The sequence below is a fragment of the Kitasatospora sp. NPDC096140 genome (assembly GCF_040303045.1).
Lineage (GTDB): Bacteria > Actinomycetota > Actinomycetes > Streptomycetales > Streptomycetaceae > Kitasatospora.
Genome location: NZ_JBEOUW010000047.1, coordinates 31,897 through 58,615, shown reverse-complemented (window position 1 = coordinate 58,615; position 26,719 = coordinate 31,897). Strand labels below are relative to the sequence as shown.

The following is a 26,719-nucleotide window of genomic DNA, read 5'->3' as shown; positions in this document are numbered from 1 at the left end:
TCGTTCGTTGCCGGCTCGTCAGTCGTCGAATCGCTCTGGTGGCGTGGTCAGTTGAGGACCTGCACCTCGGCGACCTTGAGTGTGAAGAGCGGACTGGTCTGCTTCATGGGGATCGTGAAGGTCCGCGGGTTCGGTCCGCCGACGACGGCGACGGCGACCTCCCACTTCATCGTCACCGTGGCGTTGTACACCCCGTCCTTCTGCCTGCCGGACGCGGCCTTGAACACGAAGCCGCAGTCCGGGGACTGGGCGGCGCCGTACTTGGGGTCGTACGGCGTTCCGGCCGTCGCACAGCTGGTCGCGAGGTCGTTGCCGAAGTCCCAGTAGGACTCGACCAGCTTGGGGGTGACGGTGACCGAGATGCCGTGCACCGCCGCCGTCTTCGGCTCGGGCGTCGCTGCGTTGTCCGCCCAGAGCCACACCGGGGAGTTGACCACCGCCGTACCGCCGGGCGCCACCCGGCCCACCGGCTGCCCGAAGACGAGCTTCTTCTTCGCTTCCTCGACGGCCCTGGAATCGTCCAGTGCGGTCGCCGCGCCGCCCGGCGCGGTGGCCAGGAAGACGATCTGGGCGCCGTCCTGGCCCCCACCGGTCTGCGGACAGACCTTCGAGTAGAGCGCGCCGTCCTTCGGGTCGTGGTTCTCCCAGGCCGGGTCGCCCGCCGCCGGCGGATCGTCCAACTCGCGGAAGTAGCAGCCCTCACCGCTGTCGAACCAGCCCCACTGCGGGTCGTAGCAGGCCCACGGCACACCGTGGTAGCTGCAGAGCTGCGGGCCGCTGTCCGATCCGCCTCCTCCGCCGCCGCTCGCATTCGTCGAGCCCGGCGCGGGGGTCTTTCCGCCGGAATTGGCGCCCGCACAGATCACGTTCGGGAAACACTGCTCGGCACCGCCGCTCGGCGGTTCGTCCGCCGTCGCCGACACCGCCGAGGACAGCAGCACACCGGCCGACAGCGACGCGACGACCGCGAACCGCCGGGCCGGTTTCCGCGCGTTCAGCATGTCCGGTCCACCTCCCGCTTGAACTCGTAGATCAGCCAATGTGCTTGGAACAGTCGCAGCGACGCGGTCGCGACATACCTGTTCAGGCGCTGGGCCGGATCCTTTGCGGCCCCGGTGACGGCGTCGACGCGGTGCCAGCCCGTCAGATCGACGCAGTCCTCGATCACTGCGGTTTGCGGATCGGTTTTCAGACCCACGGACTTGACCACCGGAGAATTGCGCGGTGTTCCGGTCATCACCACTTTGGCGTCGTGGAGTTGCCGGAGACCGGCGAGGGCGTCGGACAGGGCACGCCCGGAGGAGTACTGCTCCAGCGCGTACCCGTCCGAATCCGATCGCCCGAAGAGCTCGGCCTGGGCCTGCCACCAATCCTGATAGGCCCTCAGGGCCGCTCGCCCCGTCGCCCCTTCCGGACCGTCGGTCGGCGCGATCGAGGCGTTTGAGGAACCACTCGAAGGAGTTACCGGAGCCACTCCCGCAACCGTGGGCGCCGCCGTCCCGAGGTGATCGACGGAACCGCCGGAACCACCGCCCGCACAAGCACCGAGCAGCAACGCCAGAACCGCCCCACCGACCCCAACCGCCCCAGGGCGCAACACATTTCCGCGCTGCCGCATTGCCCCACCTCGTCGCGACCGACCCGGTCCGTGATCCACGGCCGCCAGAACAATTCCGCCGTCCCGCCGGTCTTTCCGCTGGGGATCGATTCTTCGCCAACCCACCCCATCACGGCAACACCTCAGGCCCCCTGACCTTACGCGGAAGGCGGTTCCGTCGGGGCACTTTCCCGCCACAGAACGGCCAACAGTTCTTCGGAAAGCGACAATCCGGCCAATGCGCCCCGAACCGCGGCCCGATTGCGCATCAACAGGCGCCCGCCGTGCGGCGGAACGAGCAGGCGCGCGCCCGGCGCACCCGAACTACCGGCCGACTCTCCCCCGTCCGTCAGCGCCGCCACGGCGGGCTGGAGGTCGAGCGGGGCGACGGCCGCGGGGGCACCCGGGACACCCTGGCGCAGGACGGTGGTCAGGCCCCGGCTGAACGAGCCCTCACCGCCCGGCAGTACGGCGTCCCGGCCGCGTCTGCCCGGGGTGTAGCGGCCGATCCGGCCCCACAGCGGGACGCGCGAAAAGCTCAGCAGTTCGCCCGCGCTGTCCTCGCCGCCGCGCTCCAGGGCCGCCCAGGTGTCCCGGTCGGCCACCGCGTCGACCACCAGCAGCGCCTCCTCCTGGTCCCCGTGCACCATCGCGCTGACCACCCAGTCCCAGGCGAGGCCCCGGCGGTAGGCGTTGTCGGGGGTGCTGCCGCCGGTGACCAGGGCGAGCCGGCGCCCGCGCGGGTCGGAGACCAGCTGACCGACCAGGCAGACCACCAGCCAGCGGCCGGGGTGCTGCGCCGCGTCCCGCACGGCGGTGAGCATCGCGTTGGCGTCCGCGTCCGGCGGCGCCGTGACGACCCGACAGCCGGCCGCGCCGGTGTCGAAGCACATCCCGGGCAGCACCTCCGCGAGCAGCCGGGCACCGTCCGGTGCGAGCGCCGCACCGCCGAAGGCCCGGTCGGGCCCGCCGTCCGCCCCGATCACCACCAGATCGACCCCGCCCGCCATCGGTTCCCCCCTCCTGGCCGGCCCCGGCGCACCCGGGGCCGCCGCCCTCACTGCGGTCCGCCGCGCTTCGCGGACGGGCCGCCGTCCGCGTCACCGCTCCCGGTCCGCGTCACCGTTCCCGGTCCGCGTCACCGTTCCGCCGCCGGGCAGGCTATCGCCCGGGCGGCCTCCGACGGGGCTCCCGACCCGCCCGCTCAGGGACCATGGGCCCTATCGACGCACGCGCCGACCGAGGACGATCGGACGCATGGAGCGTGAGGACCGAGTGGAGACCCTGAGCGAGGCCGAGTGCCTGCGGCTGCTCAGCACCGTGCCCGTCGGGCGCGTGGTGTACACCGAGCACGCACTGCCGGCCGTCCTGCCGGTCTCCTTCGAGGTCCTGGACGGGCGGCTGGTGCTCGCGGTGCGCCGGGGAAGTGCCACCGCGCGCGGGCTCGACGGCACGGTGGTGGCCTTCCAGGCCGATCTGCTGGACCCGGTCACCCGCACCGGGTGGAGCGTGCTGGTGCACGGGCGGGCCGACGTGGTGCGCGATCCCGAGCAGGTGCGGCGGGTGCTGCGTTCCGGGCTGCGGCCGTGGGTGGGCGACCCGGAGCCGCTGTTCGTCGCGCTGGTGCCGGAACTGGTGAGCGGTCGGCGGCTGTTCCCGACCGGGCAGGGCGCCGTGGGGGGCGCCGCGCTGCGGCCCTGAGCAGCCGGGCGGCCGCCGCGGCCCGCGGGCCTGGTTCCGGTTCCCGTCTCGGACTCGGTTCCGGTTCCGGGCTCGGTTCCCGGCTCGGGTCGGTTTCCGTCTCGGGCTCGGGCTCGGGCTCGGGCTCGGGCTCCTGACAGATACCGGTGGGTAGGCATACGCTTCCGGCGTCCTGGCCCCTCCGCGGGCCCGTCCCCCTCCAGGAGCGCACCGTGACGACCTTCGCCTCCCTCGCCGACCTCACCGCCGCCGTCGGCACCGAGCTGGGCACCAGCGAGTGGCACACCATCGAGCAGCGGCAGATCGACCTGTTCGCCGAGGCGACCGGCGACCACCAGTGGATCCACGTGGACCCGGAGCGGGCCAAGGAGAGCCAGTTCGGCTCGACCATCGCGCACGGGTACCTGACCCAGTCGATGATCCCGGTGCTGGCGAAGGAGTGCTACGCCGTCGAGGGCGTACGGATGGCGCTGAACTACGGTTCGGAGAAGGTGCGCTTCCCGGCGCCGGTGCCGGTCGGCACGGCGATCCGGGCCACCGCCGAGCTGCTCTCGGCGACCGAGGTGCCCGGCGGCGTCCAGGCCGTGGTGCGCTTCACCATCACGAGCGAGCGGAGTGCCAAGCCGCACTGCGTCGCGGAGACGATCACGCGCTTCTACGCCTGACCGGGCCGGCCCGGACGCCGCAGCCCGGCCGGGCCGGCGGCGCCGGAGCCCGCCCCGGGTACGCCGATTGGACCGCGCCGGGCCCTCCACCAGGTCCGGACGGCCCACGGCGAGTAACCTCCGACGAGATGGTTGTCGTACCGCAGTGACCCCGGCCGACGGCCGTGACCACGGCCGTCACCGAGGTGCGCGCCCCGGCCTGCCCGGTAGCCGTGACCGTCCTTGGAGGAGCCGTGCCCCGCCCCGTCCCCTGGTTCTCCCGCCTCGCCGGTCTGTCCTCGCAGTTCGCCCCGCCCGCCGCCGGCCCCGCCGCCGACCGCGCCGTCCCCGGGCTGGCCGGACTGCCCCGGGCCGCCTGGCACCGGGTGCGGACCGACGCGTTCGGCGCCGAGCCCCGGGGCGAGAGACTGGCCCGGATCCGCCGCTCCCCGCAGTTCGCCGACGGCGCCTTCCGCAACCCGGTACCGACCCGCCGCCTGGTGTACGAGCGCAGCCCGCTGGAGATCACCCGCGCCCAGCTGACCGGGGACAAGACCCGACGGGCCCCGGCCGCCGCCGTACCCGTGCACCGGCTCCTCCCGGGCGACCTGGCCACGCCGCCGGACTCCGGACTGCGGCTGACCTGGCTGGGCCACGCCACCGTGCTCGCCGAGATCGACGGACGGCGCGTCCTGCTCGACCCGGTCTGGGGCGAGCGCTGCTCCCCGTTCGGCTGGACCGGCCCCAAGCGGCTGCACCCGGTGCCGCTGCCGCTGTCCGAACTCGGGCCGGTGGACGTGGTCGTGGTCTCCCACGACCACTACGACCACCTGGACATGGCCACCATCCGGGCACTGGCCGGGACGGCGGCCGTGTTCGCCGTGCCGCTCGGGGTCGGGGCGCACCTGGAGCACTGGGGCGTACCGCCCGAACGGATCGTCGAGCTGGACTGGTGGGAGTCCGCCGAGGTCGCCGGACTGACCCTGACCGCCACGCCGGCCCGGCACTACTGCAGCCGCGGCCCGCGCACCAGCAGCCTGTTCCTGTGGGCCTCCTGGGTGGTGGCCGGCGACGGTCACCGGATCTTCCACAGCGGGGACACCGGCTACTTCCCAGGCTTCGCCGAGATCGGCCGCCGGCTCGGCCCGTTCGACGCGACGATGGTGCAGGTCGGCGCGTACAGCGACTTCTGGCCCGAGGTGCACATGACGCCCGAGGAGGGCGTCCGGGCGCACCTGGACCTCGGCGGCGAGCTGCTGCTGCCGATCCACTGGTGCACCTTCAACCTGGCGCTGCACCCGTGGGAGGAGCCGGCCGAGCGGGTGGTCACCTCCGCCCAGGTGCTCGGGGCACGCCTCGCGATGCCCCGGCCCGGCAAGCCCTTCGAGCCCGCCGACCCGCCCGCCCTGCGCCTCTGGTGGCGCGCCGTCACCGCCCCGCGCGGCATCGAACCGCCGACCGAGGAGCGGGCGGCCGCAGCGGGGGCTGAGGCAGAGGCTGCCGCCCCCGCGTCGGCGGCGTCGGCCGCGTCGGCCGCGGAGGCGGCCGAGCCGCGCGAGCAGGTGACGGAGTTCAGCTGACAACTTTCAGCGAACAGATTTCAGCGAACAGATTTCAACATCTGTTCGCTGAGATCTGTCTTCTGAAATCTGTTCGCTGTCGGCTGTCGGCTGCCGGCCGTGAGCCGCCCCCACCCTCACCTCACCCCGCGAGGACGTCCCGCAGTGCCCGGGCCTCCTTGACCAACCGGCTCGACCCGGCGCGCTCCGCCAGCGCCGTCACCTCGGCCAGCGGCCCGCGGGCCCCGGTGCGCCGGGCGCAGTCGGCGGCCAGCGCGACCAGATCGCCCAGCCCCCGCATGGACGGTTCGGCCCCGCCCAGCAGACCCGGCAGGGCCGGACCGAGCACCGACCACACCGTCGCCCGGGCACCGGTCTCCGCCGCCAGGGTGAGCGCCGCGCCCAGCCGGGTGGCCAGGACCGTACCGCAGGCCACCAGCCCACCCAGCTCCCGCCCGAGCAGGTCGCCGTCGAGCTCCCCGCGCGCGGCGAGCACCAGGAGCGCGTCCACCGCCGCCGTCCGGTCCTCGGCGTACCGGGCGCCCAGGCCGTACGCCAGTGCGAGGTGCAACGCCGGCCCGGCCGGGCCGCCGGACTCGGCGAGCAGCGGCAGGTAGCGGCCGGTGCCGCGCTCGTCCCGGTCGGCGCCCGCGGCGAAGGGGTCGAGCCAGCGCGCGGCCAGCTCCTCCCGGTGCCAGGGCAGCATCGCGAACCAGTGCGCCAGGGGCCGCCGGCTCCAGTCGTACACCTTGCGGGCGCGGGCGACGCTGGGCTCGGTGGCGTCCAGCAGGGCCCGCAGCTCGGGCCGGAGGCGCTCGCCGTCCGGCCCTGTGGGCCCGGTGCCGATGCCCGGCTGGGCGACGGCGGTCCGCTGGACGTCCTCCCACCAGCGGTCCCCGTACATGTTGGCGCGCCGCACACCCCGGCCGGGGGCGAACACGACCCGCTCGGACGGCTGTCCGGGCAGACCACCGGTGCGCAGCCAGTGCGCCAGCCGGCGTCCGGCCGGGGAGGTGAGCGCGTCCGCCGCCCTCACCACCGCCCCGTCCGTGCGCACACCGACCCGCAGCAGGGCGGCGGACAGGTCGACCTGCCCCGGCGCGACGCCCGCCGCCTCGTACCCGGCGAGCCGTTCGACCAGTACGGCGGCGTCCAGCGCGCCGGTGGCGTCCGTCGGGGTGGCCAGCAGGTACGGCGGCCGGGTGGCGGTCACCTGCCAGGCCGCCTCCTCCAGCCGGGCGGCGATGACGGTGCCGTGGACGGTGACGTGCGCGCCGCGCAGCGGGGAGCCGCCCCGTCCGCGCAGGGCGTCCCAGAGCCGGTGCGGCGGCGTCTCGCCCGCCACCGCGGCCACCACGAACAGGACGTCCCGGGGCTCGCAGTCCCCCCACTGGTCGGTGCCGCTCCACGGGTGCGCGCGCCGGACCGGTTCCAGGGCCTCGATCAGCGCGGCCCGGTCGAGGTGGGACTGCCGGACGAGCCCGTCCAGCACCCGTTCGAAGGCCGCGACGCCGGGCTCCCGGGACGCGAGCAGGGCGGACAGCTCCTCCGCGAGCTCAGCCGCCGAGGCGAGCGGCGCGCCCAGCGGGCTCGGCACGGGGACGGGCGGGAGGACTTCGGTCCACCCGGTGTCCGGGGCGTCGTCCTCGCCGCTTCCGACCGGTGCGCCGAACAGTTCGCCCGCCCGGCGGTGGTGGACCGGGTTCAGGGCCTCGGCCGCGGACCGCAGCTCCGGCAGCACCTCCCCGCCCGCCGCCCCGAGGTGACGGGCCACCACGTTGAGGGCCCGCTCCTGGACCCCTGGGTCCTCGTGGCCGAACGCCCGGGCCGCCGCGAGCACCACCGGCCCGGAGCGCACGGGGGCCCGCCGGGCGGCCCGCTCCAGCCGGCCGAGCTGGGCCCGCACCAGCTTCTTCTCCGTCCGGAACAGCACCACCTCCGAGGCCTCGTGGAGCACCTCGGGCTCGATCAGCCCGGCCTCGTCCAGCTCCGCGAGGACCTCCTGGGCGTGCCCGGCGATCACCGACGGCCCGTCCAGCAGGGCCACCACGTCCCGCACCCGGGCCGCGTACTCCCCCGGTGTCGGGGCGAGCGCCCGCAGCACGTCCAGGAAGGCCCGCTGGTCTGCCGGTTTGCCCCCGCGCAGCAGCCGGGCCACGCAGCGGTCGAGCACCGCCGCCCGGTCCAGCAGCCCGGCCGCGACCAGCTCGCCGAGCGCCTCCGTCCAGACGTCGCCGGGGCGCGGGCTCAGCCGGGACGTCAGCGGGTGGCCGACGTCCGCGAGTTCGAACAGCTCGGGGAGCAGCACCGGGGCGAAGGGGTCCGTGCGCGCCTTGCCGGCCAGGGTCGGACGGGGGCCGCCGGTTTCGAGGGTGCGGTTCAGCCAGGCCCGGACGAAGGCCTCGCCGCGCGGCACCGCGCAGCCGGTGCGCCGGACCACCGCCTCGATGAGCGGGTACATCGACCAGCCCCACCGGTGCGCCGGCCGGGCGGCCAGCCGGGTGACGACCTCGACCTGCCACTCCTGGGGCTGGGCCTCGACGACCGCGTTCAGCACGGGGTCGCGGGCCCAGTCGCGGACGCCGAGGTCGGCGGCGCCCAGCCAGACGGCGGCGCCGGCCGGGCCGACGTGGCAGGCGGCCCCGGCCACCAGCAGTCGACCCTTGGTCTCGGCCGCGTCCTGCGACCAGTCCTGGCGCAGCTCCTTGCGCAGTTCCTTGAGCCCGGGCAGGCAGGCCCGCCGTTGCGCGGCGTCCAGCCCGGCCAGCAGCTCCGGTATCCGCGCCGACCGCCCGGACCGCACGGTGGTGAGCAGTTCCTCGACCGGGCCCGGCCGCCCGGTGTCCGTGGTCGTCCTCACGCTCCGGCCCCCTGCGTCTCCGCGGCCTGCGTCTCCGCGGCCTGCGCCCCCGCCGGCTGCGCCACCTGCGACGCCCGCACCATCCCGACCGCGAGCGCGTGCTTGCACGGCCCGCGCCCGCCGCGGTACTTGCCCCACCACAGGCAGGTGCAGCCGGTCCGCCCCGCCTCGTCCGTCCGGACCCGCTGGATGTGGTCGTCGACCGTGACCACGGCCGTCGCGCCGCCCTCCTCCAGTCGCACCGCTCCCGCCTCGACCAGCGCCCGGGCCGCCCGCAGCCGCGGGTTGGCGGCCTCGGCGTGCCCGGCCTCGTAGGGGAGCTGACGGTGGAAGTACGCGGCTTCGGCGGTGTCGTACCCGATCTGCCCGCCGGTGCCGAGCCTGGTGAGCGCCGCGCGCACCCGCTCGGGGCTCAGACCGGACTGCTCGGCGAGGTCCCCGACCTCGATCCGCGGCTCCCAGGCGAGCAGGACCGACACCAGCTCGGCGTCCCGCTCGGCCGTACCGGTGGCGAGCGCGTCCAGCACCCCGCCCTCGCCGGAGAAGCCCCGCGAGGCGTCGGGCGACAGCGTCAGGGTGAGCCGCATGCCGGGCAGCACCACCTCCCAGGCGGAGGCGGTCGGCTCCCCGGTGGCCACCGGCGCGTACACCCGCAGGGCGAGCGCGTGCCGCAGCACCCTCCCCCCGCCTCCGGCCGGCGCCCCCAGCAGTGCCGCCAGCCGCTCGGGCCCGGGCAGGCAGACCGCGCCGGGCACCGGCCGGGTGGTCGGCCGCAGCGTCCGTCCGGCCGGGGCGACCCAGCCGACGCCGCCGCGCCCACCGCGCGGCAGCGAGCGCAGGAACCGCACCGCCTCGGCAGCGGGCAGTTCGGCGCGCAGCTCGAACCCGGCTGCGACGACCTGGGTCTCGGCGAAGCCGCGCAGCCACCGCTCCGGCAGCGGCACCTTCTTCTCGACCAGCGGGCCGTCGAAGCTCGTGACCTCCAGCGCGTCCGGCCCGACCGCGAGGTGCAGCGGGTCGGCGGGGCCGATCCTGGTCAGCGCCTCGCGCAGCGGGTTGTTGACGTCCACGTTGGTGGTGCCGTGCCCGATCTCGCCGCCGTCGAGCCCGGCCTGCAGCACGTCGAGCCGGGCGTAGACGCCGCAGCAGCCGGAGAAGGACTCGAAGCGCAGCCGGTCCCCGTTGGCCGTCACCACCGGGTCGAGCGAGGCCCGCAGCTGCGGCTGGTAGTAGCGCGCGGCGGCGACGTCCGCGACCGCGAGCAGCGCCGCGGCGGCCGGCGCCGGATCGGCCAGGAAGCCCGCGAAGAAGCGCGGGTTGGCGGTGGCGCCGAGCGGGGTGGCGCCGCCGGAGGTGGCCAGGTCGAGGCGCCGGCCGTCGGCGCCGTCCAGGACGGCCGACGGACGCAGATAGGCGTACGCGTGTGCGGATTGCGTCATGGCGAACACGCTAGGTGAGGGGTCTGACAGTCCGGCGGGGCACGACCGGACTGGAACGTGTTCTACACCGCCTTCGGGGTCGGCCGAGTTATCCAGGTCACACCACGGCACGGTTGGCTTCTGCCACTATGACCTCGTGACCGACCTGACCGCACCGCCCGTCCCGGCCGCCCCGGACACCCGACCGACCTCCCCGTTCGCCGAGCTGCTGGAGCTGGAGCAGCTGGACGAGAACACGTTCCGGGGCTACTGCCACGCCGGTGCCCCGATGCGCGCCTTCGGCGGCCACGTCGCCGCACAGGCGATCGTCGCCGCCGGGCGCACCTGCGAGGACCGCCGCCCGGTGCACTCGCTGCACGGCTACTTCCTGCTGCCGGGCACCCCGACCCGCCCGATCGACTACGTGGTCGAGCGGGTGCGCGAGGGCGTCTCGTACACCACCCGCCGGGTGACGGCGGTGCAGAAGCGGAACGAGATCTTCTCGCTCACCGTCTCCCTCAAGCACCCCGAGCCGGGCGCCGACCGCCACCGCGAGATGCCGCCGCTGCCCGGCCCCGAGTCGCTGCCGGACGCCGTCGCCAACGCGCCCGAGGAGGTCCGCCGGACGGTCGCCCTCACCGGCGGTTTCCGCGACCTCGACGTCCGCTTCGTCCCGCCGGGTGCTCCCGGGGTGCCGCCGTCCGTCCCCGGGCTGCTCCAGCACTTCGTCTGGATGCGCACCGCCTCCCGGCTGCCGGACGGCGACCCGCTGCTGCACGCCGGCGCGCTGGCCTACCTGTCGGACCTCACCCTGGCCTCGACCGCCGGGCTGGACGAGCAGCCGAACTTCTTCCAGCGCACCGAGCCGCCGACACTGCTGATGGCCTCGCTGGACCACGCGATGTGGTTCCACCGCCCGTTCCGGGCCGACGAGTGGCTGCTGTTCGCCCAGCGCAGCCCGTCCTCCTCGGACGGCCGCGGACTGGCCATCGGCGAGTTCTACGACCGGGACGGCCGGCTGGTCGCCTCGGCCGTCCAGGAAGCGCTGATCCGCCGGCAGGACTAGGGCCCCAACGCCGCCCCGCAGGCGAGGGTTTGAAGACGGGCCCCGGCCCTGCCGCACCCGGGTGACCCCCGGGCGAACGGAAGGGGGCCGGTCGGCGTCATACTCCTGAGCGGCCCCGGCCCGTATCATGGTGCGGGTGACCAAGGTTGACCTGTCACCACGGCCGGTGGAGGCGATGTCTCCGCGTCAGCTCGAACGCCGCGAAAGCCTGATCGCGGCCGCGCTCGCCCTGGTGAACGAGATCGGCGTCGAGCGGCTGCAGATGAAGCAGGTCTGCGAGCGGTCCGGAGTCGCCCTGGGGACGGCGTACCGCTACTTCTCGTCCAAGGACCACCTCCTGGCGGCGGCGATCGCCGAGTGGCACCGCCTGCTGCTGGCCGACCTGGTGGCCGAGCTGCGCGGGCCACGGGCCGGGCTGGGGGACACCGACCGGGCTGTCCGGTTCGTCCGGGGCGGGATGCGGGCCTACCAGCGGCAGCCCGAACTCGCCCGGCTACGGGTGGCCGTCGCCGCCTCCACCGATCCGTTCGCCAGCGAGGCGCTGCAGGGCATGGCCCGGGCCGACAGCACCGCTCTACAGGCGGTGACGGCCGACGTGCCGGCCGCGTCCAGCGACCTGGTGCGGCACATCGTCGCCCATGCCTGGCAGGGCGAGCTGACCGCCTGGGTGACCGGCCGCACCACCCTCGGGGACGCCCGGCGGCGGCTGGAGGACGTGGTGCGGCTGGTGCTGACCCCGTACGAGACGCAGTACCCGGCCCCGTACGAGGTCCAGTCCACCGGCTGATTCCCGCCCGGCCCTGGCCGGACCGCCGACCGACCCTCAGGCGGGTCGGGTCGGCGCTCCGAGCCCGGGAGCGGGCACGGGCACGGGCACGGGCGCGGGCGCGGCCGGACCGGGCAGCCGAAGCGCGCGGTCAGACCACCGTCACGGGGTGGGCCACCACCGCGCCGAACAGGTAGCCCTCCCGGTTGAGGACCGCCCGCTCGGGCTGGCCGTTGCCCCGGCGGTCCGTCGCGCGGGCGCGCAGCTCGTACCGGCCGGGCCGCCCGGGGCGCCAGTCGAAGCTCCAGCGCGTCCAGTCGTCGGCACGCGACCCGCCGTGCAGCACGGCGCGCCGCCAGGTCCGGCCGCCGTCGGTGCTCACCTCGACCCGGCGCACCGCCGCCGTGCCGGACCACGAGCGCCCGTGCAAGCGGTGGACGCGACCGGCCTCCAGCACCGCGCCCCGGGCCAGTTCGAACGCGCTCCGGACCACCTGCGCGGTGAGCGGCGCGCCGCCGCCCGGCGGGTGGTCGGGGCCGAACATCCGGTAGAAGTCGGTGTTCCACGGCGAGTGGAGCGGGTGGTCGGCGACCTCGATGCTGCCGACCCACTTGATCGAGGCGATGCCCACCCAGCCGGGCACCACCAGCCGCAGCGGCGCACCGTGGTCGGGGGTCAGCGGCTCGTCGTTCATCTCGTACGCGAGCAGCGCGTCCTCCAGCGCCTTGGCGATCGGCAGCGGGCGGCGCACCGGGCCGTGGTCGACGCCGTCGACGACGTAGTGCGCGTCCAGGCCCGTCGGCAGCACGTCGACCGCCTCCCCGGTCAGTCCGGCCGCCCGCAGCACCTCGGCCAGCCGGACGCCCCGCCAGAGCGCCGAGCCGATCGCACCGAGCGTCCACGGGGTGCCCGGGGCGCGTCGGCCCTGCTGGCGGCGGAAGTAGTCACGGCCGTTCCCGGCGCACTCGATCACCGCGCTGATCCGGGTCGCGGGCAGCGCCCGCAGCGCCGCCAGGTCGAACTCCACGGGCCGTTCGGCCGTCGGGGCGCCGCGCAGACCGCTGCCGAACAGCCGCAGCCGCCAGGTGTCGGCGTCGATCAGCGGGGTGCCGGTGTGGTTGCGGACGAAGAACCGCTCCACCGGTACGTGCCGGCCGACGGTCGGCCGGCCCTCGGCGTCGCGCAGCGCCTCCCAGCGCATCTCGGCGTTGGTGCCGTGCGGGACGAACCACTCGGCGGGCAGCGGCTTGACGATCCCCGACGTGGCGTCACCGGGCGTCGCATCACCGGACGTGGCATCACCGGGCGTGGCACTGCCCGACACGGCATCACCGGGCGTGGCATCAAAGGACGGAACGCTGCCGGACGTGGCACCGCCGGACGCGGCGTTTCCGGACATGGGGCCTGGCACCTCCTCGGCGACCACCCGGCCCGGGGCAACACCGGCGCGGCCGACGCGGGCACGGTGGGCGCCCCGGCGGCGGAGAGCGTTCGTACGGTGCCCGAACCGCGCTCCGTGCTCCCAGCGTAGGCGTTCCTGTGCGGTACGTAACCACGGCGGGGGCGGCCGGCCCGCTTCCGGCGCGCCCCCGCGTCCGGCGCGCCTCCCGGCGTACCGCGCGCCCCCGGGCGTACGGCGCGGCCTCCCGGCGCCGGTCCGGTGCCCGTGCTTGACCTTCCCACCGGTGTGAACACCTACGGTCCTCGCTGTCGGAGGAATCCACCGCCCACCAAGGAGCGCCGTCATGCCGTCCGTCCCCGCCCCGCTCGCCCGGATCGTCCAGGGCTCCGGCCCCGGCCTGCTGCTCGCGCACGGCGCCGGCGGCAGCGCCCGCGACAACTGGGGCCCGCTGCTGCCCGACCTGGCCGTCCACCGCACCGTCGTCGCCCCCGACTACCCCGGCTCCGGCGACAGCCCGTTCGAACCCGGAGACCCCACCCTGGACGACTTGGCCGAGCGGCTGGTCGCGACCGCCGACGCGGAGGGCCTGGACACCTTCGACCTGGCGGGCTACTCGCTCGGCGCCGCCGTCGCCGTCCGGATCGCCACCCGCCACCCCGAGCGGGTCCGTTCGCTGCTGCTGCTCGCCGGCGTGGCCGGCGGCTCGGCCCGGATGCGGCTGCTCTCCGAGCTGATCGTCGACCTCGGCGAGCGGCCCGACGACCTCGCCCGCCTGGTGCTCACCGTCGTGCTCGGCGGGACCTGGGTGGACGCCTTGCCCGCCGAACAGCTCGCCGGGCTGCTGGAGGCACTCAAGTCCCCGCTGTCGGACGGCTTCCGCCAGCAGTTCCGGCTCGCCGCCGAGGCCGACGTGCGGGCGGAGCTGGGCGCGATCGCCGTGCCGACCCTGGTCGTCGGCACCGCCGAGGACATGCTCGTCCCCCCGTCCCAGCACCGTCTGCTGGCCGAGGGCATCCCCGGCGCGCGCTACGTCCGCCTCTCCAGCGGGCACCTGCCGGTGGTCGAGGCGCTGCCCGAACTGCGCGGCGTGGTAATGGAGTTCGTCAAGAGCCTGGACGAGGGCTGACCGAGCGGGCCGGGGCGCGAGAGCCGGTCCGCGAGAGCCCGTCCGCGAGGGCCGGGCGGGCGGGAACACCCCGACCGACCGCGACGTTCGCCCGATCATGCGCATCGGAGAACTCGCCAGCCTGACCGGGGTGTCGACCCGGCTGCTCCGCTACTACGAGGAGCAGGGCCTGCTCCGGCCCGCCCGCACGACGGCCGGCTACCGCGAGTACGGCGAGGAGGACACCGTACGGGTGTGGCAGATCCGCAGCCTGCTGGCGGCCGGACTGACCACCCGGGTCATCGGGGAACTGCTGCCCTGCGCCACCGGCCCGGTCCCGGTCCTGGAGGCCTGTCCGGACCTGCTCGCCACGCTGCGCGGCGAGCTCGCCGAACTCGACGCCCGGATCGACGACCTCACCGGCAACCGCGTCGCCCTCTCCCACTACATCGCCACCGCGCACGGCCCTGACGCGGAACACGCAGCCTGACGGGACACCCCTCCGCCGTCCCGGCCGGCCTCCGGGAAGTCGCCACCCGGGTCACCGCCCGGGTCGGCGTCCGAGTCACCGCCCGGGTCGCCGTCGGCGATCGATCGACACGGCGCTGACCAGCGCGTACGCCCCGCTCGGGAGGGGTGGGGCGTACGCGGCCAACCGACGCCCAACCCCCGTCCGGACTTCACCCGCGCGTACCGACCGTTCACGCCGCAATGGCAACCTCCGGGTCATGAACGCCAGCCCTCAGGCGCCCTACCAGGAACCGCGCTTCCCGCTCCCGCAGCGGCACCGTCGTCTGCTCGCCTGCACCGCCGTCCTCGCCTCCATCGCCCTCGGCACCCTGGGCGTCGGCGCCACCGTGGAAACCGTCGAACACGGCTCCCTCGTCAGCGCCACCGCCACCGCCGGCAAGTAACCGCACCCCGGCTCCCAGCACCGCCGCCCGCAGTCCGGGCGCGGTGCTTCCGTCTTCCCGGCCCCCGTCCTCCCGGCCCCGTGACGGAGCCGCCGTCCACGGCAGCCGTCCGCCGGCACCGTGCCATGCTGGGCCGAAACGTTCCGGTCGGGGGAGGACAGATGGTCGAGGACGGACACCGGGGCAGTGGCAGCCCGACGGATGCCGGGCGAGCGCCGCACGCAGGCTTCGACGTGGCCCGGCGGGGCTACGACCGGGCCCAGGTCGACGAGTACTTCGCACTGCCGGCGCAGCGGCGCCCCGACCGCCCGCAGTTCGACCTGGTCCGCCGCGGCTACGACCGGCGCCAGGTCGACGAGGCCATCACGCTCGCCCGCGCAGCCGGCCCCCATCCGCCCACCCCGTAGCCAGGCCCCATAGCCGGGCCCCGTAGCCGGGCCACGTAGCCGGGCCCCGGAACCGGACGGAAGCGGCGGTCGCACCGGGCCGGCACCCACCGACCCCTGCTCGGCACCGTGCCGACCGCTACCGCCCTGCCCGTCCCGGCCGCCCGCACGATGCAGGGCGACGAACGGGCGCTACGCGCGCTACGCGCGCTGTCCGGCGCGGGGGCCCGGGGGCGACGGGATGAACGGGGCCGGGCGGGAGTGGCGGCCGGTGCCGGGGGTGGGCTGGAGGTCCGGGGCGGGGGCGAAGCGGGCGGCGTGGGGGCGCAGGTGCCAGGTCGGCGGGCGCTTGGGCTGCGGGGTCGGGGTGATCAGGCCGAGGCGGTGGAGGAGGTCCAGGGCGTCGCGACGCAGGGCGGTGCGGTCGGAGAGGTAGCGGGCCGGGAGGCCGTACTCGTCGGTGATGTCGCCGAGGACGCCGTCTATCAGCGCGTCGGCGATCGGCACGTCGCCCTCGCTGGTCTCCGCGGGCAGCGGGCGGACCTCCTCGACCAGGCGCTCGACCAGCAGCAGGGTGGCCTGGGCGAGGGTGCCGGCGCCGGGGAGGGCGAGGTCGGTGAGTTCGGCGGCCGGGTCGAGCAGGGCGACGCCCTCGGCGCGCAGTTCGGTCTCCAGGCCGAGGAAGTCGGCGAGCGCGGCGGGACCGCTGAGCCGGTGCTCGTGCAGCCAGGTGCGGCAGTCCTCGGGGAGGTCGGCGGCGAGGACGGCGGGCGTCTCGGCGAGGAGCCGGCGGACGGCGGTGGCGGGTTCGGCCTCGGCGGCGCGGCGGACGAGGTCGGCGGCGTCGGCGGCCAGGGCGGGCGGGCCGACCGGGACGGCGCGGGCGAGTTCGCGGTCCACGGTCAGGACGAAGGTGTCGGCGGAGGGGCCGACAGGGGCATCGGCGGCGGGGTCGGTCGGCAGCTCGCCGAGCACCTGCCATCCGGCCAGCGCGGCCAGCGCCATGTCGAGGTCGGCCGGGTCGGCGGTCAGCCCGGGGGCGGCGGCCCGCATCGCGTCGAGCAGCCTCCGGTACTCCAGCTGCTCGGGGGCGTCTACCAACAGGGCCAGGGCGAGCGCGAGTTGGGCGTAGCCGCCGGGGGTGAACGGCGCGCCGGTGACGGGGTGTTCGAGGCGGCGGGCGGCGCCGAGGCCGAGGCCGGCCTTGCACAGCCGGGCGTGCCAGGGGCCGACGTCGAGGCGGTAACCGAGCAGCGTGTCGAAGCGCTCGGCCAGCCAGTCGCGGTGACGGCGGATCAGCGGGAAGCCGTCGGCGTGCGGACCGGAGGCGGTGACCAGCGGGTGCGCCAGCAACAGCCGGGCGGCGATCCGGCGTTCGGCGGCGGGGAGCTCCTCGCCGGAACGATCCTGCGCGACCACGGGCGGAGGCGGGCCCGCACTCGCGGCTTCCTCCGGCATCAGCGGGATGCGCTCGGGCTTGCGGTGCCTGCCGGGCCTGCCCGGCTTGGCGCCTGACCGGACGACGGGCAGCTCGGCGGAGTCGCGCCGGGCGCGGCGCAGTCCGCCGTCGGCGCGGCCCTCACGGGAGCGCGCGGACGCGAAGCCGTGGGCGGTGGGTCCGTGCCACCAGCTGACGTCGGGGTCGGCGGGCTCGGCCGGCGCGCCGAGGTGGCGGGCGGGGTAGAGACCGAAGGAGGCGGTGCAGAGGTCGTCGGCGGCGGCGGGGGTCGCGGCCGCGAACCAGTGGGCCAGCCGCAGCAGCCCCGGGTCGGGCGAGAGGGCGACATCCCGGGCAGCACCGTGGGCGCCACCGGCGGCCTGTGCGTCGTCGGCACCGTCCGCGGCGCCGGTCCCGGGTTCCACATCAGCGGTGTCGGCGGAGCCGGCGGCATCGAGGGCGTCGGCCGCATCGGCCCGCGCGGCTTCGCGTACGGCGAGGACGGCGGCGGCGGTCCCCCGACCTGCCCCGCCCGTACGTCCGTTCGGCCGACCGGCCGCCACCCGGGTGGCACCGACCGCGTACTCCTGCTGATCCATGTCGGAGTCCAGAGTAGACGGTGCCCGGGTCACCCGGTGGCAGCAACCGCCCTCCTGAGGAAGTCTCCGCAAGAGCCCTGGAATCGGCCGCTACCCCTCCGCTCCGCGGCCCACCGCTCCCCGGCCGCGCCGTCACCCGCCCGACGCCGCCCGGGTTACGCACCGGTAACCTACCCTTCCGGCCCCCGTTCGGCTCCCTTAGGGTCGGTACGGACCCGCCACCACCGGTACGGATCCGCCACCGCCCGAGCCCCGGAGGCCACGCCGGCATGAGCGAGCCCCGCGAGCGATTCACCAAGAGGTGCACATGAGCATTCGTACGACCACCCGTGCCGTCCTCGGTGCACGCCTGCGGTCGACCGGCGGCCTGCTGGGCGGCTTCGCAGCCACCTCGGCGGCGCACCTCGGCTCGATCCTGTCCGGCGCGTCGGTGCTGCAGAACGCCACCAAGCCGGCGCTGATGCCGCTGCTGGCGGCCCACAGCGTGGCGGCGGCCAGGACCGCCGAGCGGGAGGCGCCGAAGCTGCTGGCACCGGCGCTGCTGCTGAGCGCGGGCGGGGACGTGCTGCTCCAGCTGAAGAACGACCCCGCGTTCCTGGCCGGCATGGGTTCCTTCGCCGCCGCGCACGTCTGCTACGTGACGATGTTCGTCCAGCGCGGGGCGCTCAGCGACCGCCGGCGCGCCCTCGTCGTCGCGGCCGCGTACGCGACGGCCTGGGTGGCGCTGGTCGGTCAGCTCTGGCCGGACCTCGGGGACCTGCGGGTCCCGGTGGCCGGCTACAGCCTGCTGCTGACCTCGACGGCCGTCACCTCGGCCGGACTGGGCTGGCGGACCGGACTGGGCGGGGCGCTGTTCCTGCTCTCCGACACGCTGATCGCCACCAAGCTGGCGAAGTGGCGGGAGCTGCCGGGGCATCAGTTCTGGATCATGGCCACCTATGTGCTGGCCCAGTACCTGCTGGCCAGCGGCCTGCTCGCGCACGAGGAGGGACGCGCCCAGGAGGACGGCACCACCGAGTGGAGCGGGCTCGCCCGGCGGACCGGAGTCGCGCCGCTGGAGCCCCGGACCGTCTGAGCCGTTCGACCCGCCCGAACTGCGACCCGTCCGAACTACGGACCCGGCGGACCTGCCGACCCGGCGGACCGCCCGACACCGCACCGCACCGCCGGTCCCGTCAGGGTCCGGCGGTGCGGCACAGGGGTATCGGGGACGCCATCAGGCACCGCGCCTCCGGAGCAGCCAGAAGCCGCCGACGCCTCCCGCGACCAGGGCGAGGCCACCGGCCAGCTCCGCCGGGTTCTCCGCGACCGAGCCGCCGAGGCCGGTCTGCACGGCGCCGTGCGGGGCGACCTGCTGGCTGCCGGCGCCGGACTGCCCGAGCGAGCCGGCCCACTCCCCCGCCGCCTTGCCCCAGTCGCCGAGACTCTTGTCGGGGGTGGCGGGGGTGGCGGGGGTGACGGTGGCGACGGTCACCGTGGTCGAGAAGGCGCCGCCGTCCGGGCAGGTGCCGTCGACCTTGCTGTCCCCGGACTGCTGGGAGGCCAATCGGGCGGAACCGGTGTGCTTGCCGTCCTGGCCGAGGGTGAGGGTCGCCGGGCCGCCCTCGAAGGCGGCGGAGTGGGCGGTGATGGTCTTGGCGTCGGGCTTGTCCGACTTCTCGCAGGAGACCGTGACCGTCACGGTCTGGCCCGGTGCGGCCTGGGACGGGCTGACCGAGGCCGAGCCGTCCCTGGCGGAAGCGAGGGGGGCCGTCAGGCCGGTCAGCGCCGTCGCGCCGATCAGGGCGGCGGCGGCCGTACGCATGGGGCGCATGCCGGAACCTCCGGGATTCTCGGGCGCAGCCGGGGACTCCCATGTCCACGTGGTCGATCAACCGCACCCGGTCATTCACCGACGGTAGGCACCCGCCCCGCACTCAGCCAGCGCTCAGGACCGTTCGGGTTACCGCGCCGCTACCGGAGGTCACCGGCCGGGCGGCCCGGCAGCCCCCGGCGATCGGGGTGCTCACAGGTCGAGGTCCACCACGACCGGCGCGTGGTCCGAGGTGCCCTTGCCCTTGCGGGCCTCGCGGTCGACGTAGCTGTCGGTGACGGCGTCGGCGAAGGCCTTGTTGGCGTACGTGAGGTCGATCCGCATGCCCCGGTTCTTGGGGAAGGCCAGCTGGCGGTAGTCCCAGTAGGTGTACGGACGGTCGTACTTCAGCGGGCGCGGCACGACGTCGTGCAGGCCGATCTCGCCGAGGGCCTCCAGGGCGGCGCGCTCGACCGGGGTGACGTGGGTGAGGCCCTCGAAGGCGGCGACGTCGAAGACGTCCTCGTCGGACGGGGCGATGTTGAAGTCCCCGAGGACGGCGAACGGACGGGCGCCGGCGGCGTCCTCGACGGAGGCCTTGCGCAGCGCCTCCAGCCACTCCAGCTTGTAGTGGTAGTGCGCGTGGCCGACCTCGCGGCCGTTGGGCACGTAGACCGACCAGACCCGGACCGGGCCGCAGGTGGCGGCGATGGCGCGCGGCTCGACGTCGGGCAGCAGGGCGCCGTCGGCGAGGTAGCCGGGCTGGCCGGGGAGGTCGCGCACGACGTCCTCCAGGCCGAGCCGGGAGACGATGGCGACGCCGTTCCACCGGCCGGTGCCGTGCGCGGCCGTCTCGTAGCCGAGCTCGCGGACCTCGTCGTACGGGAAGGCGTCGGCCGCGCACTTGAGCTCCTGGAGGCAGAGCACGTCGGGCTTGGCGCTCTCCAACCACTCCAGGAGCTTGGGCAGCCGCGCGGTGACGGAGTTGATGTTCCAGGTGGCGATGCGGACGGTCACGGCGGGCGGCCTTCCCGGTGGTTCGGTACGGACGGGGTGCTGACGAGGTGCTGGCGGGGTGCTGACGGGGCGGGCCGGCCCTCGTGAGGGAGACCCACCCCGAACATACCGTCCGGCACTGACAATCCGGACGGCCCCGGCGTGCGGCCGCCGACCGGGTCAGCGTGCGGGCCGGACCACCGCAGCCGAGCCGCCGCCGCGCCGCACCGGTTCGGCCGCGGCCACCCAGCGCCCGTCCGGCAGCCGTTCCACGCCCGTGGCGGCGCCGATCTCCGCCACGCCGGCGAAGGCGTGCCCGAGCGCTTCCAGCCCGGCCCGCTCGGGCAGCGCCAGGAAGGCGGGCTCGGCCTGCGTCGCGGCGGTGTTGCGCTGGCTGGCGCGCGGCGCGGCGATCGCCTGCTCCAGGCTCAGGCCGCGGTCCAGCCGTCCGAGCAGCACCTGCAGGGTGGTGGTGATGATGGTCGCGCCGCCGGGGCTGCCGGTGGCGAGGAAGGGCTCGCCGTCGCGCAGCACCACGGTCGGCGACATCGAGGAGCGCGGCCGCTTGCCCGGGCCCGGCAGGTTGGGGTCGGGGACGCCGGGGGCGAGCGGGGTGAAGTCGAAGTCGGTCAGCTCGTTGTTGAGCAGGAAGCCGCGGCCGGGGACGGTGATGCCGCTACCGCCGGTCTGCTCGATGGTGAGCGTGTAGGAGACGACGTTGCCCCAGCGGTCGGCGACCGTCAGATGGGTCGTGTTGGGGCCCTCGTACGGTTCGGCCACGGCCTGGCCGGTGTCGGCGCAGTCGGCCGGGTGGCGCGGGTCGCCAGGGGCGAGCGGGCTGGTCAGCGCGTGGTCGGGGCTGATCAGGCAGGCCCGGGAGGCGGCGTAGCGCTCGGACAGCAGTTGCCTGGTGGGGACGTCGACGGAGGCCGGGTCGCCGACCCAGCGGTTGCGGTCGGCGAAGGCGATCCGGGAGGCCTCCAGGAAGTGGTGGTAGTACTGCGTGCCGCTGTACGCGGAGACGTCGCCGCCGTCCTCCAGGATGTTCAGCGCCTCGCCGACGGTGGTGCCGCCGGAGCTGGACGGGGCCATCGAGTAGACGTCGTAGGCACCGTGGGCGACGTGGGTGGGGGCCTGGTCGCGGACCCGGTAGGCGGCGAGGTCGGCGGCGTCCACCTTGCCGGGGCGGGCGTTGCGGCCGGAGGCCGGGTCGACCGGCGGGTGCTGCAGGGTGTTGACGACGTCCTCGGCCAACTTCCCCCGGTAGAAGGCCTTCACGCCGTCCTTGGCGAGCAGCCGGTAGGTGGCGGCGAGGTCCGGGTTGCGCAGGACGCTGCCGACCTCGGGGGGCTTTCCGCCAGGTAGGTAGAGCGCGGCGGTGGCCGGGAAGTCCTTGAACCTGGCCTGGTTGTCGGCGGTCTGGCCGCGGAAGGTCTCGTCCACGACGAAGCCGTTGTCGGCGATCCGCTCGGCGGGTTCGAGGGCCCGGGCGAGCGAGCGGGTGCCCCACTGGCGGAGCGCGGCGTCCCAGGTGGCCGGGGTGCCGGGGACGCCGACGGAGAGGCCGCTGGTGACGGCGTCGGCGAAGGGCAGCGGCTTGCCGTCCTCCAGGAACAGCCCGGTGTCGGCGGTGCGGCCGGCGGTCTCCCGGCCGTCGATGGTGTGCACCCGGCCGGTGGCGTGGTCGTAGTAGACGAAGTACCCGCCGCCGCCGATGCCGGAGGAGTACGGCTCGGTGACCCCGAGGGCGGCCGCGGCGGCGATCGCCGCGTCCACGGCGTTGCCGCCGTTGCGCAGCACCTCGATCCCGGCGGCGGTGGCGTCGGCGTCGACGGTGGCCACCGCTCCGCCCCAGCCGACCGCCTCGGGCACCTTCGGCGGCGGGGCCGCGGCCCCGGCCGGCAGCGCGGTGGACCAGACCAGTGCGGTGGTGAGCAGCAGTGGTGGTGCCAGACGGGTCAGAGCCCTCATCCGAGTCCTCCTGAGTCGACGTCAACTCAGTTGTTCCACAGGAGGGATGATCCGACAACCACACGGTGCCGCTACCGGCGGGTAGTTGACGAGACGGAAGCACGGACGACAGAGTTCGGCGAACGAAGTTCAGCGGACAAAGTTCAGCAAACAGAGTTCAGCGAACAGATTTCATCATCTGTCCGCTGAACTCTGTCGGCCTCGGGCAGCACCCGGCATCCCCCGCCGCCGCCCCGCAGCCCCCACCACCACGGCGCACTACAGCGCGCTGCGCTCCACCCGCCGCCGCTTGATGGTGCGGAAGCGCCGGGCCACCTGCCGGGCGAGGTCGGCGGCGCCGACCAGGCCGGCCTCGTTGCCGAGGGCGGCGTGCACGATGGCGGCCTCCGGGCGGAAGCCGCGGCCGGTGAGGGTACGGCGGAAGGTGTCGCGGGCCGGCCCGAGCAGCAGGTCGCCGGCCTCGGAGACGCCGCCGCCGATGACGAAGCGGCCCGGGTCCAGCCCGGCGGCCAGGTTGGCGATGCCGACGCCCAGCCAGGTGCCGACCTCGTACAGCAGCTCGATGGCGGTCGGGTCGCCGTCCTGCGCGGCCTCGGTGACCAGCGGGCCGGTGATGCCCTCGACCGTCCCGCCCGCCCGGGCCAGCAGCGGCTGCACCACCGGGGACTCCTCGGCGACCAGTTCGCGCGCGTCACGCACCAGCGCGTTGCCGGAGGAGTACTGCTCCCAGCAGCCGCGGTTGCCGCACGGGCAGCGGTGGCCGCCGGGCAGCACCTGCATGTGCCCGAACTCGCCCGCCAGCCCGTACTTGCCGCGGTCGACGTAGCCGTCCCGGACCACCGCGCCGCCGATGCCGGTGCCCAGGGTGAGCATCACCATGTGGTCCTCGCCGCGCCCGGCGCCGAAGCGCCACTCGGCCCAGGCGGCCGCGTTGGCGTCGTTCTCCACGATCACGGGGAACCGCAGCCGCTCGCTGAGCGCCTGCTGCAGCGGCTCGTTGCGCCAGTTGAGGTGCGGGGCGAACAGCACCCGGGAGCGGTCGGCGTCGACCCAGCCGGCCGCGCCGATGCCGACGGCGTGGACGTCGTGACGGTCGGAGAGCTGCAGCACCAGCTCGACGATGACGTCCTCGACCACCTTGGGGCTCTTGCTCTTGTCCGGCGTGTCGGTGCGCAGCTTCTCCAGCACCTTGCCCTCGCCGTCCACCACCCCGGCGACCACCTTGGTGCCGCCGATGTCGACGCCGATGGTGGGCAGTCGCAGTATCCCCGCGGGCAGGGCACGGCGGCGGCGCTCGGCGCGCGGACCGAGGCCGAGCAGGGTGGGCAGGACGGGCGGCCGGGTGCTGCCTTGAGGGCTGGTCACGGCTGCGGACGCTCCTCACGGGAGTCGGGGACGGAGGGACGGGCCAGCTCGTGCGAGAGCTCGGCGAGGTCGGAGCCGCCGGCCATCTCGGTGGTGAGCTGTTCCAGGCTGATCTCGGCGCGCGGGTGGCTGCCCGCCATCCGGCCGCGCTTGAGCAGGGTGAAGTGGTCGCCGACCAGGTACGCGTGGTGCGGGTTGTGGGTGATCAGCACGACCCCGAGCCCGGCGTCGCGCGCCGCGGTGACGTACTTGAGCACCACTCCGGACTGCTTGACGCCGAGCGCGGCGGTGGGCTCGTCCAGGATCAGCACCTTGGCGCCGAAGTGCACGGCGCGGGCGATCGCCACGCACTGCCGCTGGCCGCCGGACAGGGTGCCGATCGGCCGGTCGACGTCGTGCAGGTCGATGCCCATCCTCGCGAGGGCCTCGCGGGTGGTGGCGCGCATGCCGTCGGCGTCCAGGCGCAGGCCGCCCCAGCGGCGCGTGCCCCGCTCGGAGCCGAGGAAGAAGTTGCGCCAGACCGGCATCAGCGGGACGACGGCGAGATCCTGGTAGACGGTGGCGATGCCGCGGTCCAGGGCCTGGCGCGGGGAGTCGAAGGCGACCTCCTCGCCACCCACGGTGTAGCTGCCCGCGTCGTGCCGGTGCAGTCCCGAGATGATCTTGATCAGGGTGGACTTGCCGGCCCCGTTGTCGCCGAGCACGCAGCTGATCTCGCCGGTCCGCAGGGTCAGCGAGACGTCCTGCAACGCCCGGACGGTGCCGTAGCTCTTGCCGACGCCGTCGAGGGAGAGCAGTTCGGTGCCCGCCGGTTCGGTGCTCGTCACGTGTTCGGTGCTCATCGCGGCCCCCGCTCGGCCCGGCGCTTGACGTAGGCGTTCAGCAGCGCGGCCAGCAGCAGCATCGCGCCGAGGAAGAACTTGAACCAGTCCGGGTTCCACTCCGCGTAGATGATCCCCTTGCTGGCCATGCCGAAGATCAGCGCACCGAGCGCGGAACCGACCACCGAGCCGTAGCCGCCGGTGATCAGGCACCCGCCGATGACGGCCGCCACGATGTAGATCAGCTCGTTGCCGACGCCCTCGCCGGACTGCACCGTGTCGAAGGAGAACAGCAGGTGCTGGCCCAGCACCCAGGCGCAGAAGCCGACGCCCAGGTACAGCAGGGTCTTCGTCCGGGCGACCGGCACGCCGACCGCGCGGGCGGCGTCCGCGTCACCGCCGACGGCGAAGATCCAGTTGCCGAAGCGGGTGCGCAGCAGCACCCAGCTGCCGACCACCAGCAGGCCCAGCCACCACCACACGGTGGCCTTGACGGTCAGTCCGCCGATGGTGACCTCGGAGGCGAACAGCCAGCGACAGGACTCGAAGCCCTCCATGTCGGCGATCGGCTTGGTGGAGACGGTGCCCGAGACCGCCTTGGTGACGCCCAGGTTGGCGCCGGTCAGCATCAGGAAGGTGCCGAGGGTGACGATGAAGCTGGGCAGCCTGGTGCGGCCGAGCATCCAGCCGTTGAACCAGCCGATCGCCAGCGTGGTCGCCAGCGAGACCACGACGCCGACCCAGGTCACCGCGGTGAACTGGTACGAGACCATCGAGGAGGTCAGCGCGGCGGTGGTGACCAGCACGCCGGCCGAGAGGTCGAACTCGCCGCCGATCATCAGCAGCGAGACCGGCACCGCCATGATGCCGATGGTGGACGCCGCGTAGAGCACGGTGCCCAGCGAACCGAGCCGCAGGAAGGGCCCGGCGGCGACGGCGAAGACCGCGAACACCGCGACGGCGGCGATCAGCGAACCCAGCTCCGGGCGGGCGAGGAGCCGCCGCAGGGCCGCCGGACGGTCCTGCAGCAGGCCGTCCTGGGCGAGGAGGTCCGAGCTGCTCACCGGGTCCCCCTCGCGACGTACTCGGCGAGCGCGTCGGCGTTCTCCTTGGTGAGGATCTGCGGGCCGGTCTCGACCGGCTTGCCCCCGCCGAGCATGTCCAGGTTGGACTTGTAGAGCCAGAGCAGGTCGACGCCCTCGTAGCCCTGGAGGTAGGGCTGCTGGTCGACGGCGAAGCCGACGCTGCCGGACTTGAGCCCGGCCACCACCTGCTGTCCCAGGTCGAAGGTGTCCAGCTCCACGGGGCGGCGGGCGTCCTGGATGGCCTGCAGACCGGTGGCCGCCATGGGGCCGGAGAGGGTGAGCACGGTGTCGATGCTCGGGTCGGCCTGGAGCTTGGCGGAGACCGCGGCGCGGGCGTCGGGCATGTCGACGCCGTTCACGTAGAGCACCTGGAAGGACCCGCCGGCCTTGGACTGGGCGCCGGAGCAGCGCTGCTCCTGACCGACGTTGCCCTGCTCGTGGATGACGCAGAGCACGTTCTTGCGCCCGCGCTTGGCCAGCTCGGCGCCGGCCGCCTGGCCGGCCGTGGACTCGTCCTGGCCGATGTGGGTGAGCGCGCCGAACTTCTGGGAGTACTCCTGGCCGGAGTTGATGGTGATGACGGGGATGCCGGCGGCCTTGGCCTTGGCGAGGACGTCGGCCATGGCGTCGCCCTTGGCGAGGGTGACCAGCAGGCCGTCGACCTTCTGGTCGATGGCGGCCTGGACGAGCTGGACCTGGTTCTGGGTCTGCGCGTCGTTGGAGTACAGGAAGGTGATGTTGTCCTTGGCGGCGGCCTGCTCGGCCCCCTTGCGCACGGTGTCCCAGAAGGCGTCGCCGGCCCCGGAGTGGGTCACCATGGCGACCTTCCAGCGCGGGGTGGTGACGGCGCTGCCGCCGGCGGCCGCGGCCTTGGCGCGGGCCTCCTCGGCGCGTCTGCCTCCGGTACTGCTGCAGCCGGCCGCCGTGACCGCGAGGGCCAGGACGGCGCACACGGGCCAGAGGCGTCGGGACGGGCGAAAGCGGGTGATGCTCATCCCCATAGTCTCCCTGGCCCGCCCGTGCGCGATCGCACCGCCTCGCCCGGCGGCCGGAACGCCCTGGGAGGTAAGGTGCCCCGGGGGACCTTTCCTGGAAGTTCGCTGAACATCTGGTCCGGACGACCTTCGTCCGGATGACAGACTAGGCGCCGATCCGAATGGGGTTCATCACGCGAACGTGATGTTCCTCTCAGGTTCCGCACAGATTCGGACGGCAACCGATCCCCGGTTCTCCC

At 74.7% G+C, this 26,719-nt stretch carries 24 protein-coding genes; 10 read left to right on the top strand and 14 right to left on the bottom strand.

From position 1 onward, the window contains the following. Window positions 1-47: 47 nt before the first annotated feature. The 3 genes from ABT048_RS34490 to ABT048_RS34480 all read right to left on the bottom strand — a co-directional run bounded on the left by ABT048_RS34490 (window position 48) and on the right by ABT048_RS34480 (window position 2,607). On the bottom strand, window positions 48-1,001 hold the full coding sequence (locus tag ABT048_RS34490) for a hypothetical protein (protein WP_350525539.1): 954 nt from the start codon (window positions 999-1,001) through the stop codon (window positions 48-50). Then, window positions 995-1,618: a hypothetical protein gene (locus tag ABT048_RS34485; protein ID WP_350525538.1), complete on the bottom strand. Its 624-nt coding sequence runs from the start codon at window positions 1,616-1,618 to the stop codon at window positions 995-997. Before ABT048_RS34485 ends, ABT048_RS34490 begins: the two co-directional genes overlap by 7 nt. 137 nt (window positions 1,619-1,755) lie before the next feature. Next, entirely contained in the window at window positions 1,756-2,607 is an 852-nt protein-coding gene (locus ABT048_RS34480; protein ID WP_350525537.1) for a hypothetical protein, read from the bottom strand. Between the two features lie 247 nt (window positions 2,608-2,854). Here ABT048_RS34480 and ABT048_RS34475 point away from each other — a divergent pair, with 247 nt between their 5' ends. The 3 genes from ABT048_RS34475 to ABT048_RS34465 all read left to right on the top strand — a co-directional run bounded on the left by ABT048_RS34475 (window position 2,855) and on the right by ABT048_RS34465 (window position 5,522). Beyond that, window positions 2,855-3,298 (top strand): pyridoxamine 5'-phosphate oxidase family protein, encoded by a 444-nt coding sequence (locus tag ABT048_RS34475; RefSeq protein WP_350525536.1) that lies wholly within the window; start codon window positions 2,855-2,857, stop codon window positions 3,296-3,298. Window positions 3,299-3,510: 212 nt separating this feature from the next. Then, window positions 3,511-3,963 (top strand): MaoC family dehydratase, encoded by a 453-nt coding sequence (locus tag ABT048_RS34470; protein ID WP_350525535.1) that lies wholly within the window; start codon window positions 3,511-3,513, stop codon window positions 3,961-3,963. Between the two features lie 332 nt (window positions 3,964-4,295). Then, the gene (locus ABT048_RS34465) at window positions 4,296-5,522 is read left to right on the top strand and encodes an MBL fold metallo-hydrolase (RefSeq protein WP_350525553.1); all 1,227 of its coding nucleotides are present in this window, start codon (window positions 4,296-4,298) and stop codon (window positions 5,520-5,522) included. A 121-nt stretch (window positions 5,523-5,643) separates the two neighbouring features. On the opposite strand, the gene ABT048_RS34460 is transcribed toward ABT048_RS34465, so the two are convergent. Together ABT048_RS34460 and ABT048_RS34455 are read right to left on the bottom strand one after the other, a co-directional pair. Next, window positions 5,644-8,361, bottom strand: a complete 2,718-nt coding sequence (locus tag ABT048_RS34460; RefSeq protein WP_350525534.1) for a DUF7824 domain-containing protein — start codon at window positions 8,359-8,361, stop codon at window positions 5,644-5,646. Further along, complete coding sequence (locus ABT048_RS34455; protein WP_350525533.1) at window positions 8,358-9,800, bottom strand: SWIM zinc finger family protein; 1,443 nt, start codon at window positions 9,798-9,800, stop codon at window positions 8,358-8,360. Before ABT048_RS34455 ends, ABT048_RS34460 begins: the two co-directional genes overlap by 4 nt. 136 nt (window positions 9,801-9,936) lie before the next feature. On the opposite strand from ABT048_RS34455, the gene ABT048_RS34450 reads away from it, so the two are divergent. Both ABT048_RS34450 and ABT048_RS34445 read left to right on the top strand, forming a co-directional pair. Next, window positions 9,937-10,845 carry an acyl-CoA thioesterase gene (locus ABT048_RS34450; RefSeq protein WP_350525532.1) on the top strand — a complete coding sequence of 303 codons (909 nt, stop codon included), beginning with the start codon at window positions 9,937-9,939 and terminating at the stop codon, window positions 10,843-10,845. Window positions 10,846-10,981: 136 nt separating this feature from the next. Then, window positions 10,982-11,632 carry a TetR/AcrR family transcriptional regulator gene (locus ABT048_RS34445; RefSeq protein ID WP_350525531.1) on the top strand — a complete coding sequence of 217 codons (651 nt, stop codon included), beginning with the start codon at window positions 10,982-10,984 and terminating at the stop codon, window positions 11,630-11,632. A gap of 130 nt (window positions 11,633-11,762) precedes the next feature. Here the strand turns inward: ABT048_RS34445 and ABT048_RS34440 are convergent, their stop codons facing one another. Next, entirely contained in the window at window positions 11,763-13,010 is a 1,248-nt protein-coding gene (locus ABT048_RS34440; RefSeq protein ID WP_350525530.1) for a sulfite oxidase, read from the bottom strand. Window positions 13,011-13,356: 346 nt separating this feature from the next. Between ABT048_RS34440 and ABT048_RS34435 the strand changes: the two genes are divergently transcribed. From ABT048_RS34435 to ABT048_RS34420, 4 genes are all read left to right on the top strand, one after another. Continuing rightward, window positions 13,357-14,139: an alpha/beta fold hydrolase gene (locus tag ABT048_RS34435; RefSeq protein WP_350525529.1), complete on the top strand. Its 783-nt coding sequence runs from the start codon at window positions 13,357-13,359 to the stop codon at window positions 14,137-14,139. 97 nt (window positions 14,140-14,236) lie between these two features. Further along, window positions 14,237-14,608, top strand: coding sequence for a MerR family transcriptional regulator (locus ABT048_RS34430; protein ID WP_350525528.1), 372 nt, complete (start codon window positions 14,237-14,239; stop codon window positions 14,606-14,608). Between the two features lie 238 nt (window positions 14,609-14,846). Continuing rightward, entirely contained in the window at window positions 14,847-15,032 is a 186-nt protein-coding gene (locus ABT048_RS34425) for a hypothetical protein (RefSeq protein ID WP_350525527.1), read from the top strand. Between the two features lie 161 nt (window positions 15,033-15,193). Continuing rightward, window positions 15,194-15,439 (top strand): hypothetical protein, encoded by a 246-nt coding sequence (locus tag ABT048_RS34420; RefSeq protein ID WP_350525526.1) that lies wholly within the window; start codon window positions 15,194-15,196, stop codon window positions 15,437-15,439. A 180-nt stretch (window positions 15,440-15,619) separates the two neighbouring features. On the opposite strand, the gene ABT048_RS34415 is transcribed toward ABT048_RS34420, so the two are convergent. Continuing rightward, on the bottom strand, window positions 15,620-17,455 hold the full coding sequence (locus ABT048_RS34415; RefSeq protein ID WP_350525525.1) for a DUF2398 family protein: 1,836 nt from the start codon (window positions 17,453-17,455) through the stop codon (window positions 15,620-15,622). A 307-nt stretch (window positions 17,456-17,762) separates the two neighbouring features. Between ABT048_RS34415 and ABT048_RS34410 the strand changes: the two genes are divergently transcribed. Then, the gene (locus ABT048_RS34410; RefSeq protein ID WP_350525524.1) at window positions 17,763-18,530 is read left to right on the top strand and encodes a lysoplasmalogenase; all 768 of its coding nucleotides are present in this window, start codon (window positions 17,763-17,765) and stop codon (window positions 18,528-18,530) included. A 141-nt stretch (window positions 18,531-18,671) separates the two neighbouring features. Here ABT048_RS34410 and ABT048_RS34405 read toward each other — a convergent pair whose 3' ends face one another. From ABT048_RS34405 to ABT048_RS34375, 7 genes are all read right to left on the bottom strand, one after another. Then, window positions 18,672-19,268, bottom strand: a complete 597-nt coding sequence (locus tag ABT048_RS34405) for a hypothetical protein (protein WP_350525523.1) — start codon at window positions 19,266-19,268, stop codon at window positions 18,672-18,674. 192 nt (window positions 19,269-19,460) lie between these two features. Beyond that, window positions 19,461-20,264, bottom strand: coding sequence for an exodeoxyribonuclease III (locus ABT048_RS34400; RefSeq protein WP_350525522.1), 804 nt, complete (start codon window positions 20,262-20,264; stop codon window positions 19,461-19,463). Window positions 20,265-20,423: 159 nt separating this feature from the next. Continuing rightward, entirely contained in the window at window positions 20,424-22,214 is a 1,791-nt protein-coding gene (gene ggt, locus ABT048_RS34395; protein ID WP_350525521.1) for a gamma-glutamyltransferase, read from the bottom strand. Window positions 22,215-22,472: 258 nt separating this feature from the next. Next, window positions 22,473-23,579, bottom strand: coding sequence for an ROK family glucokinase (locus ABT048_RS34390; protein ID WP_350525520.1), 1,107 nt, complete (start codon window positions 23,577-23,579; stop codon window positions 22,473-22,475). After that, window positions 23,576-24,421: an ATP-binding cassette domain-containing protein gene (locus ABT048_RS34385; protein WP_350525519.1), complete on the bottom strand. Its 846-nt coding sequence runs from the start codon at window positions 24,419-24,421 to the stop codon at window positions 23,576-23,578. Before ABT048_RS34385 ends, ABT048_RS34390 begins: the two co-directional genes overlap by 4 nt. Beyond that, window positions 24,418-25,464 (bottom strand): ABC transporter permease, encoded by a 1,047-nt coding sequence (locus tag ABT048_RS34380; protein WP_350525518.1) that lies wholly within the window; start codon window positions 25,462-25,464, stop codon window positions 24,418-24,420. The genes ABT048_RS34385 and ABT048_RS34380 overlap by 4 nt, the downstream gene beginning before the upstream one ends. Next, window positions 25,461-26,486 (bottom strand): sugar ABC transporter substrate-binding protein, encoded by a 1,026-nt coding sequence (locus ABT048_RS34375; RefSeq protein WP_502894104.1) that lies wholly within the window; start codon window positions 26,484-26,486, stop codon window positions 25,461-25,463. Before ABT048_RS34375 ends, ABT048_RS34380 begins: the two co-directional genes overlap by 4 nt. Window positions 26,487-26,719 lie beyond the last annotated feature (233 nt).